At 72.2% G+C, this 18892-nt stretch carries 17 protein-coding genes; 5 read left to right on the plus strand and 12 right to left on the minus strand.

Annotation, left to right across the window (positions count from 1 at the left end; translation table 11 throughout):
* Positions 1–153 precede the first annotated feature (153 nt).
* The 3 genes from cysE to ACVUH9_RS00320 form a co-directional block, all read right to left on the minus strand.
* The gene (gene cysE, locus ACVUH9_RS00310) at positions 154–906 is read right to left on the minus strand and encodes a serine O-acetyltransferase (RefSeq protein ID WP_475752806.1); all 753 of its coding nucleotides are present in this window, start codon (positions 904–906) and stop codon (positions 154–156) included.
* A gap of 150 nt (positions 907–1056) precedes the next feature.
* The gene (gene cysK, locus ACVUH9_RS00315) at positions 1057–1989 is read right to left on the minus strand and encodes a cysteine synthase A (protein WP_475752808.1); all 933 of its coding nucleotides are present in this window, start codon (positions 1987–1989) and stop codon (positions 1057–1059) included.
* 2 nt (positions 1990–1991) lie between these two features.
* Positions 1992–2387 (minus strand): RrF2 family transcriptional regulator, encoded by a 396-nt coding sequence (locus ACVUH9_RS00320; RefSeq protein WP_475752809.1) that lies wholly within the window; start codon positions 2385–2387, stop codon positions 1992–1994.
* A 60-nt stretch (positions 2388–2447) separates the two neighbouring features.
* Here ACVUH9_RS00320 and ACVUH9_RS00325 point away from each other — a divergent pair, with 60 nt between their 5' ends.
* A complete protein-coding gene (locus ACVUH9_RS00325) occupies positions 2448–2933 on the plus strand; it encodes a VanZ family protein (RefSeq protein WP_475752811.1) in 486 nt (161 codons plus the stop codon).
* A 216-nt stretch (positions 2934–3149) separates the two neighbouring features.
* Here ACVUH9_RS00325 and ACVUH9_RS00330 read toward each other — a convergent pair whose 3' ends face one another.
* The 3 genes from ACVUH9_RS00330 to pdxR all read right to left on the minus strand — a co-directional run bounded on the left by ACVUH9_RS00330 (position 3150) and on the right by pdxR (position 7684).
* Complete coding sequence (locus tag ACVUH9_RS00330) at positions 3150–4259, minus strand: HDOD domain-containing protein (RefSeq protein WP_475752812.1); 1110 nt, start codon at positions 4257–4259, stop codon at positions 3150–3152.
* A gap of 553 nt (positions 4260–4812) precedes the next feature.
* A complete protein-coding gene (gene gltX / locus ACVUH9_RS00335) occupies positions 4813–6189 on the minus strand; it encodes a glutamate--tRNA ligase (RefSeq protein ID WP_475752814.1) in 1377 nt (458 codons plus the stop codon).
* A 10-nt stretch (positions 6190–6199) separates the two neighbouring features.
* Complete coding sequence (pdxR, locus tag ACVUH9_RS00340) at positions 6200–7684, minus strand: MocR-like pyridoxine biosynthesis transcription factor PdxR (protein ID WP_475752816.1); 1485 nt, start codon at positions 7682–7684, stop codon at positions 6200–6202.
* A 165-nt stretch (positions 7685–7849) separates the two neighbouring features.
* Here pdxR and ACVUH9_RS00345 point away from each other — a divergent pair, with 165 nt between their 5' ends.
* Complete coding sequence (locus tag ACVUH9_RS00345) at positions 7850–8458, plus strand: carboxymuconolactone decarboxylase family protein (protein ID WP_475752818.1); 609 nt, start codon at positions 7850–7852, stop codon at positions 8456–8458.
* 41 nt (positions 8459–8499) lie between these two features.
* Positions 8500–8955 (plus strand): carboxymuconolactone decarboxylase family protein, encoded by a 456-nt coding sequence (locus ACVUH9_RS00350; RefSeq protein WP_475752819.1) that lies wholly within the window; start codon positions 8500–8502, stop codon positions 8953–8955.
* Positions 8956–9022: 67 nt separating this feature from the next.
* Here the strand turns inward: ACVUH9_RS00350 and dnaE are convergent, their stop codons facing one another.
* From dnaE to ACVUH9_RS00375, 5 genes are all read right to left on the minus strand, one after another.
* A complete protein-coding gene (gene dnaE / locus ACVUH9_RS00355; protein WP_475752821.1) occupies positions 9023–12592 on the minus strand; it encodes a DNA polymerase III subunit alpha in 3570 nt (1189 codons plus the stop codon).
* A 136-nt stretch (positions 12593–12728) separates the two neighbouring features.
* Positions 12729–13283 carry a hypothetical protein gene (locus ACVUH9_RS00360; protein WP_475752822.1) on the minus strand — a complete coding sequence of 185 codons (555 nt, stop codon included), beginning with the start codon at positions 13281–13283 and terminating at the stop codon, positions 12729–12731.
* Between the two features lie 8 nt (positions 13284–13291).
* Complete coding sequence (locus tag ACVUH9_RS00365) at positions 13292–13480, minus strand: hypothetical protein (protein ID WP_475752824.1); 189 nt, start codon at positions 13478–13480, stop codon at positions 13292–13294.
* Complete coding sequence (locus ACVUH9_RS00370) at positions 13473–14822, minus strand: argininosuccinate synthase (protein ID WP_475752826.1); 1350 nt, start codon at positions 14820–14822, stop codon at positions 13473–13475. The genes ACVUH9_RS00365 and ACVUH9_RS00370 overlap by 8 nt, the downstream gene beginning before the upstream one ends.
* 50 nt (positions 14823–14872) lie before the next feature.
* Entirely contained in the window at positions 14873–16225 is a 1353-nt protein-coding gene (locus ACVUH9_RS00375; protein WP_475752828.1) for a hemolysin family protein, read from the minus strand.
* A gap of 110 nt (positions 16226–16335) precedes the next feature.
* Between ACVUH9_RS00375 and ACVUH9_RS00380 the strand changes: the two genes are divergently transcribed.
* The gene (locus ACVUH9_RS00380) at positions 16336–17226 is read left to right on the plus strand and encodes an alpha/beta hydrolase (RefSeq protein WP_475752830.1); all 891 of its coding nucleotides are present in this window, start codon (positions 16336–16338) and stop codon (positions 17224–17226) included.
* Between the two features lie 111 nt (positions 17227–17337).
* Here ACVUH9_RS00380 and ACVUH9_RS00385 read toward each other — a convergent pair whose 3' ends face one another.
* Positions 17338–18039 carry a DUF4389 domain-containing protein gene (locus tag ACVUH9_RS00385; RefSeq protein ID WP_475752832.1) on the minus strand — a complete coding sequence of 234 codons (702 nt, stop codon included), beginning with the start codon at positions 18037–18039 and terminating at the stop codon, positions 17338–17340.
* Positions 18040–18237: 198 nt separating this feature from the next.
* Here ACVUH9_RS00385 and ACVUH9_RS00390 point away from each other — a divergent pair, with 198 nt between their 5' ends.
* Positions 18238–18882: a hypothetical protein gene (locus tag ACVUH9_RS00390; protein WP_475752833.1), complete on the plus strand. Its 645-nt coding sequence runs from the start codon at positions 18238–18240 to the stop codon at positions 18880–18882.
* The last annotated feature ends 10 nt before the right edge of the window (positions 18883–18892 follow it).

The raw sequence follows: 18892 nt of genomic DNA on the forward strand, positions 1-18892 counted from the left end.
GGTCGCCGGTGTGGTGCTGGCGGCCGGTCTCCCCCGACCCGGCGGCGGCCGCGGTGAGGCTCGCTGCGCTCAAGGCTCGTCGCTGTCGCTCCGCCTGCTGCTGTCGCCAAGCCCCCCGCCGCGGCGACGCTGAGCCGGGTGCTGGCGTCCGGGTCAGCCGCCGGCGGGGCTGCGTCCGTGCTTGGGGCGCAGCTCGTGGACCTTGCCGCCGCCGGTGCCGTCCGGGTCGTCCGCGTCCCCGGTGGCGCGGCTCGACGACGGGGCGCCGCCCAGGGCACGGACCTGCTCCTCGAGCTCGACGACGCGGCGCCCGAGGGCTCCCATCGCGTCGGCGATCGGATCGGGCAGGTGGATCCAATCCGCGTCCGGTCCCTCGACCTTGCGGCCGTCGATCCTGACGGGATGGCCCGGGTTGCCGACGACGGTGCTGTTGGACGGCACGTCGGTGATGACGACGCTGTTGGCGCCGATCTTCGCGCCGTCACCGACGGTGATCGGACCGAGCAGCTTCGCGCCGGAGCCGATCGTGACGCTGTCTCCCACGGTCGGATGCCGCTTGCCGACCTGGAAGCCGGTGCCGCCGAGCGTGACGCCCTGGTAGATCGTGACGTCGTTGCCGATCCTGGCCGTCTCGCCGATCACGACGCCCGAGCCGTGGTCGATGAAGAACCCCGTCCCGATCACCGCGGCGGGATGGATCTCGATCCCCGTCAGCATCCGCGAGAGATGAGCGACGGCCCGGGGCAGGATCGGAACCCCGCGCTGCTGGAGCCCATGGCTGATGCGATGGGCGGCCAGCGCCTGGACGCCCGGCCAGGTCGTCATGATCTCGAGCGCACCGACGCCACGGGCAGCGGGATCGCGCTCGTGGGCCGCTTGCACGTCGCGGCGAAGCTCGGCGGCCACGCGCGATAGGGCTCGAAGTCCCAACATCGTCAGCAAGGCTACCGGGCTCCGCAGGTCGGCCCGTGGGAATGGACGAAGATCATCCCTGTGCTGTCCCGACGCTCAGCGCCAGGACGTTGCACGGGACGCCGACGCCGGGCATCGGCGCGATCAGCGAGGCTGGAAGAACGGGAGGCTCGCGTACCGCTCGCCGCTGTCGGGCAGGATCACGGCGATCCGCTTGCCCTTCGACTCGGGCCGCTTCGCGACCTCGATCGCCGCGCTCACCGCGGCACCACAGGAGAGGCCAGCGAGCACGCCGCAGCGGCGCGAGAGCGCCCACGCAGTGTCGATCGCGTCCTCGTCGGTGACGGTCAGCACCTCGTCCAGCACACGCCGGTCGAGAATCGGGGGCACGAAGCCCGCCCCGATGCCCTGGATCCGGTGCGGACCGGGCTTCTCGCCGCTCAGGACCGCCGAGGAGGCCGGCTCCACGCCGATCACCTGGGTCGCGTCGTTGTGCGCCTTCAGCGCGTGCCCGACGCCGGAGATCGTCCCACCGGTGCCGATCCCGGCCACCAGCACGTCGACCCGCCGGTCGAGCTGCTCGAGCAGCTCGGGGCCGGTCGTCTTGCGGTGGATCGCCGGATTCGCCGGGTTGGCGAACTGGTCGGGCATCCAGACGTCGTCGGCGTCCGCCAGCAGGCGTGCCGACTCGACCGCCTCGGTCATCCCTCCGAGCGACTCGACGACCTCCACGCGCGCCCCGAACAGCCGCAGCAGCGTCTCGCGCTCGCGGCTCATGCCCTGCGGCAGGGTGATGACCAGCTGGTAGTTGCGGGCCGCGGCCACGAAGGCCAGGCCGATCCCGGTGTTGCCGCTGGTCGCTTCGACGATCGTCGTGCGACCCGGGACGATCCGCCCCTCCTTCTCGGCCGCCAGCACCATCGCCAGCGCGATCCGGTCCTTGACCGAACCGCCGGGGTTGTACGTCTCGAGCTTGCCGTAGAGCTCGACGCCGGAGCCCTCGGGCTCGAGCGGGCCGAGTCGGACGACCGGTGTGCTCCCGATCAGGCCGGTGATGTCTGTGATCTCGTCGGCCATGCTCAGATCCAATACATCGTCTGGCCCTGTTCCCGGGCCTCGCGATCGATGACGTCCTGGATGGTGGTCCGCGCTAGCACCTCGCGGGCCGCCTCGGCGACCTCCGCGAAGACCCCGGTGGAGTCCTTCCCCAGCGGGCCATCGAGCATCTCGACGACCTCGAGCACGGTGATCTCCCGCGCGTCGCGGGTCAGCACGTAGCCGCCGTGGACCCCCCGTTGCGACCGGAGCAGACCGGACCTCCGGAGCGTCGCGAACAACTGCTCGAGGAACTGACCCGGGATGTCCCGGCGCCGCGCGAGCTCGGCCACCGGCACGGGCGTGGTCACGCCCCCGGCTCGTCCGAGCTCGGTCAGCGCCTGCACGGCGTACGGGGACTTGGCGGTGATCGAGAGCATCTGAAAGGCGACCGGTCCGGAGGAACGACAGGTGCGGACCACCCGTAGGCTGCTGATCCTATGGCAGCGGCCGGACCACACGCCACGGCGACCGCCCCGGTCCGTCCTCGGCTCCGGCGGGCCGCCCTCATCCTGTGGCGCTTCGGGCCTGCCGTGCTGCTGATGGCGGTGATCTGGTGGCTCAGTGCCCAGCCCCATCTCAAGACCGACCTCGGCTGGCTCGACATGGTCCTGCGCAAGTGCGCCCACGTCACCGAGTTCGGGCTGCTGGCCCTGCTGTGGGCACGCGCGCTTCGCTGGGGAGCGAAGCCCGTGCAGCCGTTCGCCTGGCGACCGCCGTCGTCCGACGGCGGTCTGCTGTCCCCCCGCGCGGCGATCATCGGCGGTGCGGGGATCGCGTTCGCGTGGGCCATCACCGACGAGACCCATCAGCACTTCGTCAGCGGACGCGTCGGCAGTCCCCGCGACGTGGCGATCGACTCGGTCGGCATCGGGATCGCCGTCGCGGTCTGGTGGGCGTTCGATCGCGCCCGCCCCCGCAGCTGACCGGTTCCGCCCCGCGATCTCGACGGTTCCACGCCCCGCGCAGCTTCACGCCCTCGGCGGTTCTGTCTCCTCGGCCTCCGACCCGAGCCGCGACCCGGCAACCACGGCCGCAGCCGCAGCCGCAGCCGGGCAGGGCGTAGCCGCGCAGGGCGGTAGCCGGGCCGGAAACCGGCACGGCACCGGCCGGGCTCGAGGCCCGGCCGTCCCCATCCGGGTCTAGAGCCAGCCGCGCTCGACGGCGATCAGGACCGCCTGGGCGCGGTCGACGGCGCCGAGCTTGCCGTAGATGTTGTGGAGGTGCGTCCGGACCGTGCTGGTCGAAAGACCGAGCTCGCCGGCGATCTGCTTGTAGACGCGGCCCGCCGCGAGTCGCCGCAGGACCTCCATCTCCCGGGTCGACAGCGGGCACGGCGCGGAGCCACGGCTCCGGCGGACCGCAGGCATCGCCTGGTCGTAGAGCAGGCCACGCAGCGCGGCGGCGTCGATGTTGATCGCGCGGGCGACGCGCATCAGCACCTGCGGCGAGACCTCGCCGCCGTGGGCGTGATGGGCGAGCAGGTCGGCCAGCCGCAGGGCAGCGACGTCACGATCGAGATCGTCCGCGTGGTGCCGCTCGACCAGACGGGCCAGCTCACGCGGGAGGCCCCAGCGGCGTACGAGCACGCCACCCACGAGGGCGTGGTCCACGCCGAGCTCGCGGCGCTCGCTGACGAGCCGCTCCTCCGGCGTCGCGTCCCGCGGCAGCACCCGCTCCGGGTAGCCGGCGTGGGCGTGCAGCAGCACGAGCTTGCCGACGTCGTGCAGCAACGCCGCCGACGACAGCACGTCGACGTCGATGTCGTCCACGACGACCGCGATCCGGTGGATCGCGCCCTGAACGGCGGCCACGTGACGGCGGTGCGCGTCGGCCTCGCGACCCCAGCTGCCGGCCCGGTCGAAGAAGTCGACGGTGCGGGTCCGCTCGGCGAGCACCCGCAGCGACGGTGCGGTGACGACCTCGATCGCCTCGCTGATCGACGAGATCCGACCCGCCGAGCTGGTGTCCAGCCGGTTGGCGATCCGCAGCACGCCGAGGCCCAGACCCAGATCGGTCTCGAGCGCGGCAACGACCGCGGCTGGGTCGATCGGCTCCGCGGCGAGCGCAGCCAATAGCCGAGTCTGCGACTCGGCCAGGGCTGGGAACCCCTCTAGCGCCTCGAACGCGGCCGTCAGGCGACGACCATGTTGTTCGTTTGGCCGCGTCGGAATCGACGAGGTCACAGCACGGGTCCCGGCGGTGGCGTCAGCGGCATTGGACGAGAAGAGCGAAGAGGCAGAGGGTTTCACGTCAAGGGGCGAGGATGTCAGGGCCTCCCTGGACGTATCGGCCAGCCAGCGCTCCAACTTGAGTCCGGATTTTCATACATCGGTCCGCGGCCCGCGGAACTTGCCCGAACATCAGCTAGCGATCGACCTACGGTGCGGTAGGGACGGAGCGTTCCGCACCGGCCAAAACGCCCTGTCCCAGGGCATCTGACCCACTCGCGCCCGGGCGAGGCGCCGGAGCCGGGACACCGCTCCGACCTCGCGGAAGGATCCGCCGGTCGGCCGATCCGCCGCTTCGCCGAGCCGCTCGTCGTACCCGTCCACCCGCTCCAGCCGGCTCGGTGGATGCCGCGCCCGATCGCCTGGCCCACTGGCCAAGACGATCGTCATTTCGTCGACCGTGATCCAGCCGTTCGGCCGATACTCGACGATCGGCCGACACTTGTCCAGTCTTCCTCTCGCAACCGCGGGTGGGGCAGCCGCGTGAGGCTCGCCGACACGCTGTCGGTCCGCGGCCGGGTCGCGCCCGCCCCGTTGGCCGCGGCGAGGCGGGACGTGCTGCCCGGCCGCCGACTCAGCCCGCCAGCGCGGCGTCGATCCGCCGCAGGCTCTCGTCCTGCCCGAGGGCGGCGGCGGACTCGAAGACCCCGGGCGAGATCGCCGTTCCGGCAAGGGCGACGCGCAGCGGCTGGAAGACGTCCTTGGCCTTCACGCCGCGCTCGGCGACCAGTGCCCGCAGGGCGGCATCGACCGCCTCGACGGTGAAGTCGTCGAGACCGGCCAGCGTCTCGCGGACCGCGGCCAGCTGCTCGAGGTGGGCCGGATCGAGCCACTTCTCACGGGCCTTGGGGTCGTCGACCGGGCCGGCGAAGAGGAAGCCCGACAGCGCCCAGAAGTCGTCGACGGTCTGGATCTTCTCCTGGCTGATCTCGACGGCGGTCCGGAGCAGCTCGTCACGACCGTCGATCAGGTCGCCGTGACCCTCGCCGCGGAGGTGCGCGGCGATCGTCGCCGCCAGGCCGTCGACGCCCTGGGCACGGAGGTAGCGCCCGTTGAGCCAGCGGAGCTTGGTCTCGTCGAAGCGGGCCGGGTTCTTCGAGACCCGGGTGATGTCGAACCGCTTGACGAGCTCGTCGCGCGGGATCTCGGTCTCGTCCGCCTCGTCGCCCCAGCCGAGCAGCGCGAGGTAGTTGACGACCGCGTCGGGCAGGTAGCCGGCGTCGCGGAGCTCCTGGACCGAGGCCGCCCCGTGGCGCTTGGAGAGCTTCTTGCCGTCCGGCCCGTGCAGCAGCGGGAGGTGCGCGAACAGCGGCGGCTCGGCGCCCAGCGCGGCGTAGACCAGCAGCTGCTTCGGGGTGTTGGAAAGGTGGTCCTCTCCGCGGACGACGTGGGTGATCTCGGCGTCGAGGTCGTCGATCGCGACGGCCAGGTTGTAGAGCGGGCTGCCGTCGGCGCGGGCCACGACCGGATCGTCCATGTGGACGTTGCGGAAGGTCGTGTCGCCACGGATCAGGTCGCGGACGACCGTCTCCCCCTCCGGTACGCGCAGGCGGACGGCACCGACGTTCGGCTCCGTCGAGCGGGTCGGATGGTCGTACCCGCGGAAGCCCTTGTCGGCCCCGAGCTCGTCCTTGTAGGCACGGACGTCGTCGGCGGTCGCCGTCGAGCGGTAGGCCTTGTCCTCGGCCAGCAGCTGCTCGACGACCGCGCGGTGGCGGGCCTCGTGGGTGGTCTGGAGGTCGGGCTCGCCGTCCCAGTCGAGCCCGAGCCACCGCAGCGCGTCGAGGATCTGCTCGATGTTCTCCGGGGTCGAGCGCTCCTTGTCGGTGTCCTCGATCCGGAGCAGGAAGCTGCCGCCGTTCCCGCGGGCCAGGAGCCAGTTGTAGAGCGCGGCGCGAGCGCCGCCGACGTGGAGGGCGCCTGTGGGTGAGGGAGCGAAGCGGACGCGCATCCGCCCAAGGCTAGGGAAGCGCGGCCGTGCCGCGCCGCGCGGTCGCCGCGGCGATCGCCCCGGCCAGCAACCGAACCGCGTGGCCGACGTTGGCGTCGGTCAGCTGGCCGTAGCCGATCGTCACGATCGTCCGGTCCGGCAGACCGGCGAAGGAGGCCGGGACGGCGAACAGCGCCAACCCCCGGTCGGCGGCCTCGCGCATCACGTCGAGGGGTGCGACCGCGGCCGCCGGCACGACCGCGACGTGGAGGCCCGCGGAGACACCGAGCACGGTCGCGTCGGGTAGCTCGCGCTCGACCGCCGCGACGACGGCGGCCCTGCGCGCGGCGTAGCGCCGCCGCTGCGCCCGCAGGTGGCGGTCGTAGTCGCCGGCCTCGATCATCGACGCCAACGCCAGCGGCTCGACCGTCGGGGTGCCCCCGGCGGCGACGAGGCGGCTGCCGGCGACCGCGTCGACCAGCGGCGCCGGGGCCACCATCCAGCCGATCCGCAGCGCCGGGGCGAGCGTCTTGCTGACCGACCCGAGGTGGACCACGTGGTCGGGGGCAAGCCCCTGGAGCGCCCCGATCACGACCCGGTCGTAGCGGAACTCGCCGTCGTAGTCGTCCTCGATCACGAGCGCGTCGACCTGCGACGCCCAGCGCACGAGCGTGGCCCGGCGACGCGCCGAGAGCGCCTGCCCGGTCGGGGCCTGGTGGGCCGGGGTCACCAGTACGGCACCGACGTCGAGCCCGTCGAGCTGCTCGACGCAGAGGCCCTCGCCGTCGACCGGCACCGGCACGATCTCGAGGCCGGCCGCCTGGAGCGTCGTGCGGTGCGGCCAGAACCCGGGCTCCTCGACCGCGATCCGGCGGACCCCACGGCGGGCGAGCACCGTCGCCAGTCGCGAGAGGCCGGACGTCACGCCGGTCGTCAGGGCGGTCGTCTCCGGCGTCGCCACCACCCCGCGGCTGCGTCCGAGGTAGGCCGCGAGCACCGTCCGCGCCCGCAGGGGACCGCGCGGGTCGCCGTAGGACAGCTCGGGGGCCGGCAGGTCGTCGAGGGCCCGTCGCAGCCCGCGCATCCAGGCCTGGCGGGGGAAGGCGGTCAGGTCGCCCGCCATCGGCAGCAGGTTGATCTCGGCGCCTCGCGAGGTGCCGGGGGCGGGCGGCGACTCGTGGACGCCGATCCCGAGCAGTTGGGGCGGGACCTCGGCGACCCGCGTCGCGCCGCCCGGCCGGGCGGCGAGGAAGCCCTCGGCCGTGAGCTGGGCGTAGGCCTCGACCACGACCCCGCGCGAGGTCCCCAGCTCGGCGGCGAGCGCGCGCGACGACGGCAGCACCGTCTCGGCCGCCAGTCGCCCCTGACGGATGCCGTTGCGCAGCTGCTGCTCGATCTGGACCCGCAGCGGCACGACCGAGCCGCGGTCGACGTCGAGCAGCAGGTCGCGTCCGCGGTCGCGACGGGGCGCCGAGGAGGACTGGTCCGGTGATCTTGTTGACAACTGGTCCTTCACGGGAGACCACTGGGACCGTAGCGTGGCGGCAGGTCGTCCGCACGTCTGGACGCCCGGCGAGTCTCGGATCCAGCTCGCCTGCAGTGGTCGCGGCAGCGCCCCGTGAAGGCACCCGGACGACCGGACGCGCACGACCGAGCAGGCCCCGAACGACAGGAGCGGCTGATGAGCAGGATCGAAGGAGTTCCCGACGGTGCCGGCGGCCTCAGCGTCCGCCTCGCCTACCGCCTGATCCGGCCCGTCGTCGGTGGCCGTGTGCCGACGACCTCGCGGATGGCCGCCCGCCGACCGGGCGTGCTCTGGGCGACCGGGCTCGTCGAGCTCGCCAACGACCGTGGCCTCAAGCTGCCCGGCCGGCTGATCGAGCTGACCGTGCTCAAGTCGGCCAGCGTGCTCGGCTGCCCGTTCTGCCTCGACATCGGCTCGTGGATCGCGCGGACCAAGCACGGCGTGACCGAGGAGGAGCTGCGGCAGCTGGCCCGCCACCGCGAGGCCGACTGCTTCAGCGACGCCGACCGGGCCGCCTTCGACCTGGCCGAGGCGATGTCCGCCACCCCGATGGGTGCCGGTGACGACGATCCGCTGTGGGCGCGGCTGCGCGAGCACTTCTCCGAGGACGAGATCCTCGAGCTCGTCCACATGATCGCGTGGGAGAACTACCGCTCCCGCTTCAACCTGGCCCTCGGCCTCACCCCCGACGGGTTCAGCGACGGCGCGGCCTGCGCGCTGCCGCTCGCGGACCGCGAGCTGGCCGCCCCCGCGCCGCCGGCCTGACCGGCGACCCCCACTTCGATCCCACCCACCACAGGAGTCCGATGACCGCCCCCACCCCGCGCTTCAACCCCCGCGAGGCGCTGCCCCCGACCTTCGCCGCCTTCGTCCGCGCCTCCCGCCACGCCGAGGGCCCGGTGCCGGACGTGATCCTCGAGCTGATCGGCCTGCGGGTCTCCCAGCGCAACGGCTGCGCGTTCTGCTGCGACCTGCACGTGCGCCGCGCTACCGCGGCGGGCGCCACCGAGACGGTCCTGCGGGCGCTTCCCGGCTGGCGGGAGCTGCCGGAGCTGGACGACGTCGCTCGCGCGGCGCTGAGCGTGGCCGAGGTCCTGACCACGCTCGACCCCGGGCACGCCCCGGGACCGGTGCTCGACGCCGCGGAGGTCGTGCTGGGGCCGCAGGGCCTGGCCCAGGTCGCCGCCGCGGTGGCCGCCGTCAGCGCCTGGAACCGCCTGATGATCGCGGCCGGGGTCGCCCCCGACCCGAACTACAGCTGAGCCGGCGCCTCGCTGGTCCCGGCGTCGCCGGGACCGCTCGGGGCGCTCGCGCTCCCGGGCCGCCGGCCTAGGCGACGCCCGCCAGCTCGGCGGTCGCCGCCGCCGGCCCGGCGAGCGCGTGCTCGCCGAACAACCGCGACAGCTCCATCGTCAGCGTCGGCCCGGGATCGACGCGGAACGACTGTCCGAGCCGCAGCGAGCGGGGCCCCGCCGAGGTCTCGATCGTGAGGATCAGCGCCGCGTCGCCGGCGTGGTCCCGCAGCAGGTGCTTGAGGCGGTTGAGCTTCGTCTCGCTGATCGCGGCCCCGTCGATGCTGACGTAGATCTCGGTCGGCGCCGCCGCAGCAACCCGCTCGGCCCGCCGCTCGTCGGCCGCCCCGGTGGCCGCCTCGATCTCCTTCTGCGAGGGCGCGAACGGCTTGGCGCTCTGCACCAGCAGCGCGACCCGCTCGTCGTCCTTCAGGTCGAGCCGACCGCGCAGCAGGACGATCTCGTCCGGCTGCAGGATCGGCTCGAGCTCGGGCACGCCCTTCGGGAAGACCACGAGGTCGATCTGCCCCTCGGTGTCCTCCAGCGTCCCGCGCAGCATCACGTCGCCCTTGCGGGTGTTCAGCCGGCGCATGTCGCCGACCATCCCGCCGATCTCGACCCACGAGTCGTGGGCCTGGGTCGCGCGGAGGTCCGCGAGCCCGCAGACCGTCGCCTTCGTCAGCGCGTCGCGTACGTCCTTGAGCGGATGCGCGGAGAGGAAGAGGCCGATCGTCTCCTTCTCCATCGCCAGCAGCTCGCGCTGGTCGAACTCCGTGGTCGGGATCGGCGGGTGGGTGACCATCGCGCCGCGCGCGCCGCCGGCGCCGGGCTCCGGGTCCATCCCCCCGAGGTCGAAGATCGACCCCTGGCCGGCCGCCGCATCCTGCTGGACCTTCTTGCCGACCTGCTGGGCGTCCTCGACGACGGCGAGCATCCCCTGGCGGGTCGCCTTGGTCGACGTGAACGCGCCGCAGCGGATCAGCGAGTCGAGCGCCTTGCCGTTGACCGAGCGGAAGTCGACCCGCTCGCAGAAGTCCCAGATCGAGCTGAAGGTCTCGCCGTCGCGGGCCTCCTTGATCGCCTCGACGGCGCCGTAGCCGACCCCCTTGACCGCGTCGAGGCCGAACCGGATCGCCCCGTCGTGGACGGTGAACTCGTGGTCGGACTCGTTGACGTCCGGCGGCAGCACCGGAATCCCCATCTCCTCGCAGGTGTTGAGGAAGAACGGGACCTTGTCCTTCGTCGACATCACCGACGAGAGCAGCGCGGCCATGTACTCGGCCGGGTAGTTCGCCTTCAGCCAGGCCGTCCGGTAGGAGACCAGGCCGTAACAGGCCGCGTGCGACTTGTTGAAGGAGTAGTTGGCCGCGTTGAGGTTGGTCTGCCAGAGCCAGTCGACGACGCCGCGGTCGGTGCCCGAGGCGAGGCAGCCCTCGCGGAAGGCCGGCTCGAGCTTGGCCATCTTGTCGAGCTGCTTCTTGCCGATCGCCTTGCGGAGGTCGTCCGCCTGACCCGGCGTGAACCCCGCCAGGTCGCGGGCGATCCGCATCGACTGCTCCTGGTAGAGGATCACGCCCTTGGTCGGGCCGATGATCGGCGTCAGTCGCGGATCGGGGATCCGGATCGTGTTCGGGTCGTGCTTGCCCGCCGCGTAGGTCGGGATCTGGTCCATGGCGCCCGGGCGGTACAGCGCCACCAGGGCGATCAGGTCGTCGAACTCGGTCGGGTTGACCTGGCGCATGGCCTTGCGCATGCCCTCGGACTCGAACTGGAACACGCCGACCGAGTCGCCGCGGGCGAGCATCTCGTAGGTCGGACGGTCGTCGAGCGGGATCTGCGCGATGTCGATCTTGGTCCCGGACGACTTCTCGATGATGTCGAGCGCGTCCTGGATCACGTCGAGGTTGCGCAACCCCAGGAAATCCATCTTCAGCAGGCCGATCTCCTCGATCGGTCCCATCGGGAACTGCGTGACCCGCTTGAAGACCTTGTTGCCCTGCTCGTCGACCGTGCGGCTGTCGGTGATCTGGATCGGGACCAGCTCGGTCAGATCGCGGTCGGAGATCACGACCGCGGCGGCGTGGATCCCCGCGTTGCGGACGGTCCCCTCCATCCCCTGCGCCATGTCGAGCACCTGCTTGGCGATCGGGTCGCTGTCGTACGCGGCCCGCAGCTCGGTGCCCTCGGCCAGGCACTTGGCCAGCGGCGGGGTCTTGCCCATGATCGGGTCCGGGATCAGCTTCGCCAGCCGGTCGCCGGTGGCGTAGTCGAAGCCGAGGACCCGGGCCGCGTCCTTGGTCGCGTTGCGCGGCAGCATCCGGCCGAAGGTGACGATCTGGGCGACGCGCTCGAGGCCGTACTTGCCGGTCACGTACTTCATGACCTCCTCCCGGCCACGAACCGAGAAGTCGATATCGATATCCGGCATCGACACGCGGTCCGGGTTGAGGAATCGCTCGAACAGCAGGTCGTACTTGAGCGGATCGAGGTCGGTGATCCCGAGCGAGTAGGCGATGATCGAACCGGCGGCCGAACCACGGCCGGGACCGACCGAGATGTTGTGGTCCTTCGACCACTTGACGAAGTCCCACACGATCAGGAAGTAGGCGTCGTAGCCCATCTTGTTGATCACGCCGAGCTCCATCTCGGTCCGTTCCATCGCGGCCGCGGGGATCGGATCGCCGTAGCGGGCCCGGAGCCCGTCCAGGACCTGCTCGCGGAGGTACGCCTGCTCGTCCTCGCCGTCGGGGAGGAACCGCGGCAGCAGCTCCTGGCCGAGCGGGATCTGGACGTCGCAGCGCTCGGCGATCTCGACCGTGGTCGGGATCGCGTCGGGCCACTCGGCGAACTGCGTCGCCATCTGCTCGTTGCTCTTGACGAAGAACTCGTTGGTCGAGAACGACATCTTCGGGTTCGCCAGCGTCGACTGCGTCTGCACGCAGAGCAGCGCCTCGTGCACGTCGTAGTCGTGCTCGTGGAGGTAGTGGACGTCGGCGGTCCCGACCAGCGGACGGCCGGTCTCACGGGCGATCCGCTCGATCCCGACGTTGCACTTGTCCTGGATGTCGATCCCGTTCTTCTGGACCTCGAAGTAGACGTTGTCCTTGCCCACCACGTTGAACAGCTGATCGACGTGCTCGCGCGCGCCGTCGGGATCGTCGGCGGCCAGCGTCGTGCACATCTTCGAGGCCAGGCAGCCGGTCATCACGATCAGGCCGGTCCCGTGCTGGGCCATCTGCCCGAGGTCGACGCACGGCTTGCCGCGGCGGTAGCCGTCGGTGAAGCCCATCGAGCTGAGCCGCATCAGGTTGCGGTAGCCCTCGACGTCGCGGGCGATCACCGTCAGGTGGTTCGGCTTGATCTTGCCGTCGCGCGAGGCGTGGTCGTCGACGAGGTAGAGCTCGCAGCCGATGATCGGCTTGATGCCCTCGGCGCGGGCCGCCTTGAACAGCTCGATCGAGCCGTTCATCACGCCGTGGTCGGTCAGCCCGATCGCGGGCTGGTCGAGCTCGGCGGCGCGCTTGACGAGCTTGCCGATGTTCGGCTGACCGTCGAGCAGCGAATACTCGGAGTGGACGTGCAGATGAACAGCCGGACCGGAACTCACGCTCTCCAGAGTAGGCCCCGAACCGGACATCGGGGCCCGCTCCGGCGGCCGTCGGCGCCGGCCCGGGGAGGACTGCCTGCAAACGCCACGGACCCTCGCGCTCGGACTCCGGGCCCGGCCCGGCGGTGGACGCCGCCTACGCCGGATCGGTCGGCGGCGGGGCCTGCGCCCGCAGCCGCTCGGCCGCGTCCTCGAGCCCCCGGATGACCTCGTCGGCCGCGTCCAGCCGGCCGCCGGCGAGCAGCTCGCGGGCGCCGCGGGCCAGCTCGGTCATCCGCAGCGAGGGGTCGGTCGTCGTGCGCGGCGTGCGCGCCGCGCTGACGGCGACGGCCGGGGCCTCGGACGGGACCTCCGCCGTCCGCTCGACGGCCACGGCCAGCTCCCGCAGGAGGTCGAGCTCGGCCCGCAGCTCGACCAGACCACTGCGGAGGCTCACGATCCCGGCGTCGCGCTCGCGGTCCGCCGTCTGCCGGAGCGCTTCGGCGTCGGCCGCCTGAGCCGCGGCCAGCGCCGAGCGCGCGGCGGCGACCTCGGCCAGCGCCTCCGCGGCCTCGGCGCGGGCCTCGGCCCGCTGCCGCCGCAGGCGCTCCTCCTGAAGCTGCATCCGCAGCTCGGCCGCCCGCGCGAGCGGGCCGGTGTCCGGTCCCGCGTCGGCCGCGACCGACGTGGACTGCTCGTCCGCGGCCACCATCGCTCCCGTCAGCGGCTCGCGGCGTCGCGGCCGCGAACCAGCACGACGGTCCCACCGACAGCAGCGGCTCCCACCAGCAGCAGCGCGCCCGTACGGGCCTTGCGCCGGAGGCCGAGCTTGCGAGCGATGTACCACTTGGCCGCCCGCCAGGTCGCCCACCCGAGGAGGGTGTAGAAGCCGCGCTGTGCGCTATTCATCGGAGGCGCCCGCCCCCGTGTTCAGGTCGCCGTTGGCGAGCCGCCAGGCCAGCCGCGACTGCAGCGACCACAGCTCGATGAAGCCGGGCGAGGCGTCCTGCGCGAACAGGCCGCCGGACTCGGAGAACGTCGCCAGCTGGGCGTCGTAGACCGCGTTCGGGGACTCGCGCGTGACGACCCGGGCGGAGCCCTTGTAGAGCTTCAGCCCGATCGTGCCGGTGACCCGCAGGTTCACGTGCTCGATGTAGGCCTGGATGTCGGTCCGCAGCGGCTCCCACCAGAGACCGGCGTAGACGAGGTAGGCCCACTTCTGGTCGAGGCCCGGCTTGAACTGGTTCTGGTGGATCGTGCCGACCAGCCGCTCGAGCTCCTTGTGGGCCGGCAGGATGATCGCCGCGGCCGGGACCTCGTAGATGTCGCGGACCTTGAGGCCGACGATCCGGTCCTCGATGTGGTCGAGGATCCCGACGCCGTGCTTGCAGCCCAGGCGGGCGGCCTCCTCGAGCAGCTCGACGATCGGCATCGGCGTGCCGTTGAGCGCGACCGGCACGCCGGCCTCGAAGGTGACGGTGACGATCTCCGGCTCGTCCGGCGCGTCCTCCGGACGGGTCACGAGCTGGAAGACGTCGTCCTCCGGCGCGTGCGAGAGGTCCTCGATCCAGCGACCCTCGGAGCTGCGGCCCCAGAGGTTGTCGTCGATCGAGTACGGCGCCGGGGCGCCCTCGGGGGCGTTCTTGACCGGGATGTTGTGCTCGCGGGCGTAGGCGAGCTCCTCGTCGCGGCCCATCGCCCAGGAGCGGACCGGAGCGATGACCTTCAGCTCCGGCGCCAGCGTGGCGACGGTCGCCTCGATCCGGACCTGGTCGTTGCCCTTGCCGGTGCAGCCGTGGGCGATCGTGTCGCAGCCGTGCTTGCGGGCGTACTCGACCGCGAGCTTGGCGATCAGCGGGCGGCCGAGCGAGGTGAAGGCCGGGTAGCCGTCGCCGTAGTTGACGTTGGCCTTGATCGCCGGGATCAGGTACTCGTCGGCGAACTCCTGGCGGGCGTCGTGGACGATCGCCTCGACGGCGCCGAGCAGGCGCGCCTTGCCGGTGACCTCGTCGTAGTCCTCGCCCGGCTGACCCAGCTCGACGGTCAGCGCCACGACCTCGGCCTGGTACTCGTCCTGGATCCACTTGAGCATGACGCTCGTGTCGAGGCCGCCCGAGTAGAGCAGCAGGACCTTGCGGACCTCGTCCTTGTTCGCCAGGTACGAGGCGACGCGGGTCTGTCCCGGCGACGCCACGCGGCGGACCTCGGTGTGCTCGGCGGACTGGTCGGGAGAGGAGGACTGATCGGTCATACCGGCCCAAGGGTACTGGCGAAGCGCGGCGTCTCGGCGACCGCCTCCCCTCAGTCGTCGTCGTCACGCTCCGGCGCCGCCGGGCCGAGCACCCGCAACAGCCGGATCCGGCCCTCGCCGACCTCCTCGATCCGGACCAGCCGGTCGAACAGCTCCAGCTCCTCGCCCCGCTCCGGCAGGCGCCCGAGGACCTCGAGCAGGTGGCCGCCGACGGTCGCCTCGTGGACCTCCTCGTGGAGGTCCTCGCCGCCCGCGCCGTTCTCGAGCCGGTCGAGCAGCTCGTTGATCCCCGCCTCGCCGTCGACCACGAGCCCGTCGGGCTCGACCCGGATCAGCCGCTCGGCGTCGCGGTCGAACTCGTCCTCGATCTCCCCGACGAGCTCCTCGATCACGTCCTCGACGGTCACGATCCCGACCGCGGTGCCGTGCTCGTCGATCGCGATCGCGAGGTGCTGGCGGGCCCGCCGCATCTCCCGCAGGGCGGCGCCGATGAACGAGGCGTCGCCGACCCGGACGACCGGCCGGGCGAGGTCGACCAGCGACGGCCGTCGCTCCTCCAGCAGCGCCGCCAGCAGGTCCTTGGCGTGCACGACCCCCTCGGCCCCGTCGAGCCCGGCGTCCTCGGGGCAGAGCGGCAGCCGGGTGACGCCGGTCTCGACGGCCAGCCGCGCGGCCTCCTCGATCGAGAGGTCGTCGTTGACCGTCACGGCCTTCCGCCGCGGGACCATCACCTCCCGCACCCGGCGGTCGTCGTACTCGAAGACGTTCTCCGTCAAGCGTCGCTCGGCGGGGTTGATCTCGCCGCTCTCGTCGGCCTCGCGGATGATCTGGAGCAGCTCGCGCTGACTGAACGGCGACGACCCCGCCTCGCTCGCGGGCGGGATCCCGAACGGCCGCAGCAGCAGGTTGCCGAGGCCGTTGAACAGCTGGACGACCGGACGCGTCACCAGGTAGAAGCCGCGCAGCGGCGGCATCAGCGCGAGCACGATCCCCGAGGTCCGTGCGATCGCCGCGCTCTTCGGAGCCAGCTCGCCGACGACCACGTGCAGCAGGGTGATGATCGAGAAGGCCAGGACGCTGGCGAGGCCGACGCTGCCGATCCGCGCGGCGTCGCCGAGGATCGGCTCCAGCAGCGCGTGGAAGGCGGGCTCGCCGAAGACGCCGAGGCCCAGCGAGGCGAGCGTGATCCCCAGCTGGCAGGCGGCGAGGTACGCGTCGATGTGCTCGACGGCGTGGCGGACGGACTTCGCGCCCGGCCGGCCCTCGCTGATCCAGTCCTCGACCTGGCTCTGACGGACGCGGGCCAGGGAGAACTCACCGGCGACGAAGAAGCCGTTGGCGAGGACCAGGAACGCGGCGACCGCCAGCTCTACGGCGACGGTCCCCCCTGCAGCGAGCATCATGTGCGGCGACACGGTATCGCGCCGCAAGGTCGCATCCGGTCGCTTCTCCGCCGTCCGCGCTCTCCCGGCGACCGCTCCGCTCCTCGGCGGCACCCGCGATGATGTTCGGCATGGGTGACCCCCAGCCCCTCTCCCCGCGCGCCCGGAACCTCCGGCGCGGCATCGTCGCCGTGCTCGTGCTGCTCGTCCTGGTGACGGTGGTGGCCGTGGTCGCCCGCAACGGCTCGGGCTCGGGCCTGCCGGCGGTCGACCTGCCCGAGGGCGCGACGGCGGGCACGAAGGTCGAGCGCTACGACCTCCGCAGCACGGCCGCCGGGCGTCGCCTGGTCCAGACGGTGGTGCTCCCGCCGGGCGACGTCCGCGGTCGTCCGCTGCTGATCTTCCTCCACGGCAAGGCCCAGGATCCGGCGAGCTTGGCGGCCACGCCATTGCGCGCCGCGCTGGCCCGGCTCGGGCCGCGAGCGCCGGTCGTGGTCCTGCCCGCCGACGACGGCGGGTCGTACTGGCACGACCGCCGCAGCGGGCGCTGGGAGCGCTACGTGACGCACGAGGCGATCCCACAGGCGATCCGGCGCTACGGCCTCGACGGCCACCGGGTCGCGATCGGCGGGATCTCGATGGGCGGGGCCGGCGCGCTCGCGATCGCCGGGGCGAACCCGCGGCGCTTCTGCGCCGTCGGCGGGCACTCGGCCGCGCTCTGGCCGTCCGCAGGCGCGACCGCCCCGGGCGCCTACGACGACGCGGCGGACTTCCGGCGCAACGATCCGGTCGGACCGGTCCTCGCCGGTCGCGTCCGCTACCGGGTGCCGCTGTGGCTCGACACGGGCCGCAGCGATCCCTTCCGTCCGACCGAGGCGCGCTTCGGCGCGGCCCTCCTCCGCAACGGCGAGCAGCTCACCCACCGCTCCTGGGTCGGCGGCCACGAGAGCCGCTACTGGCAGCACCACATGGGCGCGTACCTCGACTTCTACGCCCGCGCGCTCGCGGCCTGCCGGCGCTAGGAGCCCGTCGAGGAACGCGAGCGACCCGCAGGCGGATGGTCTTGACGGGCTCCTAGCGCCCACACGGTGATCGGGGTCCGGCCGGGCCGGACCCCGATCACCGCAGAGGTCTCAGCTGCCGGGCGTGCTGTCGCCGGGCGTGGTGTCGCCCGTGACGGTGTTGCCGGGGGTCGACGGCGCGGCGGGCGGCGCGTAGCTGACCTGGCTGCCGTCGCTGCCGTCGAACGACGGGAACTTCTCCGTCAGCAGCGAGCCGTAGACGCTGGCGCGGGCACCGTACGAGAGACCGAACGCGAGCGGCTTGAAGAGGCCCTCGGGCAGGCGCCCGATCACGAGGATCACGAACCAGGCGATGAACGAGACGATCCCGACGAGGATCAGCATCACGTAGTTGATGATCGCGACCGGGATCAGCAGGAAGATCCGGAAGAACGTCAGCAGGCGGCTGTACTTCTCCTTCGGCGGCCCGACGAGCAGGCGGACCGGGTACTCCGGATGCTCCCCACCGGAGAACGGCGGGTACGGATCCACCAACAGGTACCCGTAGGCGTAGACCCGCGCGTAGTAGCGCTGGAAGCCCGCGACGAACGAGTAGAGGGCTTCCGGGTAGCGAGCGGTGAAGACGATCGCGAACCAGGCGATCACGACCGCGATGCCGGCGACGAAGCCGTACACGATCAGGAAGAAGTAGTGCGGGATGAACAACAGCATCCGGAAGAAGGTGGTTAGGCGACTGTGGCGCTCAACCTGATCTGCCTGGTATGTGACGGAATCCGGCGGCGTCAGCGAGTCGGCCGGCTGGGGTGGAAGCATGCGCTGCCCTCTGTGTTTGGGTGTTGGACGTTGATGACGGTAGCCCACCGGGCGGCGACAAGCGGACGGATCGCGTGTCGCAGGCACCAACCAACCACCAGTTCCCGCTCCAACCGCCGTCTGGCGGTGGCCCGATCGGCGACCGAACCACCGTCCGGTCGCCGCCGCGGTCGGCGGTCGATCGCTACCGTCACCGGCGTGGAGCCGGTTCCGATCCAGCAAGCCCGCGCCCGCTACGCGGAGATGAGCGCTGGTCCGCGCGGGCTGCTCGAGCTCGACGACCCGGACGACCCGCGCACCGCCCTGATCCCGGCCTCGGCGCTGGTCTTCGCGCTCAGCGCCTGGGAGACGTTCTGCGAGGAGGTCCTGCGGGCCGCCTCGGTCGCCGTGATCGGCGCCGCCCGGCGTCCGGAGGACCTGCCCAAGTCGATCCGCGACACGCTGGTCGAGATCGTCGGCGAGCCCGGTGAGCCGTGGGAGCACGTGCTGCGGCGGCTGGCCGGGGGCTGGCACCGGACGGCGGTCCGCCACCTCGGGACCTCGCTGGAGCACAAGTTCCGCCACTGGAACACGCCCAGCGGCGCGGGCGTCGACCGGCTCGCCGAGCAGGTCGCGGGGATGGCCCCGATCTCCCCGCGCTGGCCGTCCGTGAACGGCCATCCCGGCGCCGACCTGCTCGCCGACGCGATCAGCCGCCGCGGCGAGGCCGTCCACCTCGCCCGGACCGCCTTCCCCGCCGGCGAGGTCGAGCCGGTGCTCGACCTGCTGGACGGGATCGTCGACGTGACCGCCGGACTGGTGGCGAAGCGGATCGGCCACCTGCCGCCGGTCACGTCCGGCTGAGCGGCGGCCG

The organism is Patulibacter ginsengiterrae, assembly GCF_056269115.1.

What these genes read in the sequence shown, in the direction of transcription:
- cysK (WP_475752808.1), bottom strand. Translation starts at nt 1,989, where the DNA reads ATGGCCGACGAGATCACAGACATCACCGGCCTGATCGGGAGCACACCG.
- ACVUH9_RS00320 (WP_475752809.1), bottom strand. Translation starts at nt 2,387, where the DNA reads ATGCTCTCGATCACCGCCAAGTCCCCGTACGCCGTGCAGGCGCTGACC.
- ACVUH9_RS00325 (WP_475752811.1), top strand. Translation starts at nt 2,448, where the DNA reads ATGGCAGCGGCCGGACCACACGCCACGGCGACCGCCCCGGTCCGTCCT.
- gltX (WP_475752814.1), bottom strand. Translation starts at nt 6,189, where the DNA reads ATGCGCGTCCGCTTCGCTCCCTCACCCACAGGCGCCCTCCACGTCGGC.
- ACVUH9_RS00345 (WP_475752818.1), top strand. Translation starts at nt 7,850, where the DNA reads ATGAGCAGGATCGAAGGAGTTCCCGACGGTGCCGGCGGCCTCAGCGTC.
- ACVUH9_RS00350 (WP_475752819.1), top strand. Translation starts at nt 8,500, where the DNA reads ATGACCGCCCCCACCCCGCGCTTCAACCCCCGCGAGGCGCTGCCCCCG.
- ACVUH9_RS00360 (WP_475752822.1), bottom strand. Translation starts at nt 13,283, where the DNA reads ATGGTGGCCGCGGACGAGCAGTCCACGTCGGTCGCGGCCGACGCGGGA.
- ACVUH9_RS00365 (WP_475752824.1), bottom strand. Translation starts at nt 13,480, where the DNA reads ATGAATAGCGCACAGCGCGGCTTCTACACCCTCCTCGGGTGGGCGACC.
- ACVUH9_RS00370 (WP_475752826.1), bottom strand. Translation starts at nt 14,822, where the DNA reads ATGACCGATCAGTCCTCCTCTCCCGACCAGTCCGCCGAGCACACCGAG.
- ACVUH9_RS00375 (WP_475752828.1), bottom strand. Translation starts at nt 16,225, where the DNA reads ATGATGCTCGCTGCAGGGGGGACCGTCGCCGTAGAGCTGGCGGTCGCC.
- ACVUH9_RS00380 (WP_475752830.1), top strand. Translation starts at nt 16,336, where the DNA reads ATGGGTGACCCCCAGCCCCTCTCCCCGCGCGCCCGGAACCTCCGGCGC.
- ACVUH9_RS00385 (WP_475752832.1), bottom strand. Translation starts at nt 18,039, where the DNA reads ATGCTTCCACCCCAGCCGGCCGACTCGCTGACGCCGCCGGATTCCGTC.